This window comes from Mycobacterium parascrofulaceum ATCC BAA-614 (genome assembly GCF_000164135.1).
Taxonomy (GTDB): Bacteria; Actinomycetota; Actinomycetes; order Mycobacteriales; family Mycobacteriaceae; genus Mycobacterium; species Mycobacterium parascrofulaceum.
In genome coordinates, this window is record NZ_GG770628.1 from 1 (window position 1) to 1,056 (window position 1,056).

Below are 1,056 nucleotides of genomic sequence, written 5' to 3' on the forward strand. Positions count from 1 at the left end.
CCAGTCCGGTCGCCCGCACGGCGCGGCGCTCGATGGCCGCCCGCACCGCGGCCTCGGAACCGGCCACCCGGACCCTGGCCTTCGCCCGCGTCACCGCCGTGTAGAACAGTTCGCGCGTCAGCAGGCGGGAGTCCTCCGGCGGCATCAGCACAGTCACCTCGTCGGCCTGGCTGCCCTGGCTCTTGTGGATCGTCATGGCATGCATGGTCTCAATGTCGGTGAGCCGGCTGGTCGCGAAGCCCAACGTTCCCGCGGCGCCGGCGATGACGGCCCGCAGGCCGTCGGGGCCCGCCACGACCACCCCGGTGTCGCCGTTGTACACCTTGAGCCCATAGTCGTTGGCCGTCACCAACACCGGCCGGCCGGCGTACCACGCCGACGGCACCGGCTGGCCGGTCTCCTCCGAGAGCCAGCGCTCCACCTGCCGGTTCCAGTGCGACACCCCGTACGGCCCCTGTCGGTGCGCGCACAACAACCGGTGCTCGTCGAGCGTCGCCAACGCCACCTCGGTGGCGCCGAGCAGCGCGGCCTCGCGCACCCGCAGCGCGTGCGGAACCAGCACCGCACGCAGCCGGTCGGCCGGCCCGTCGGAGTCGAGCCACTCGATGTGTTCCCCGCCGGCCCGCAGCAACCCCAGCACGCGGTCGGCGTCGCCGACCCGGATCGCCTCGGCCAGCGCGCCGATCGACTCGCCGAACCGATGCGGTGTGCGCAGCGCCGCCACCCGCACGTCGTCGCGCGCGGTCAACCCGTCCACCAGGTCGGCCAGCACCGCGCCGGCCTCCACCGAGGCCAGCTGGTCGGGATCGCCCACCAGGATCAGCCGGGTGTCGGGCCGCACCGCCTCCAGCAGGCGGGCCATCATCGTCAGCGACACCATGGACGTCTCGTCCACCACGATGACGTCGTGCGGCAGCCGGTTGCCGCGATTGTGCTTGAACCGCACCGACGTATCCGGCCGCGCGCCCAGCAGCCGGTGCAGCGTCGTCGCCGGCAGGCCGGTCAGCCGCGCCCGGTCCGCCGCGTCCAGCCGCCGCACCTCGGCGGCCACCGCCT

Annotated in this window: 1 protein-coding gene; it reads right to left on the reverse strand. The window is 74.0% G+C overall.

The genetic code is table 11. From position 1 onward, the window contains the following. The coding region (gene recD / locus HMPREF0591_RS29905; RefSeq protein ID WP_007172635.1) for an exodeoxyribonuclease V subunit alpha at positions 1-1,056 on the reverse strand (1,056 nt) is incomplete at both ends.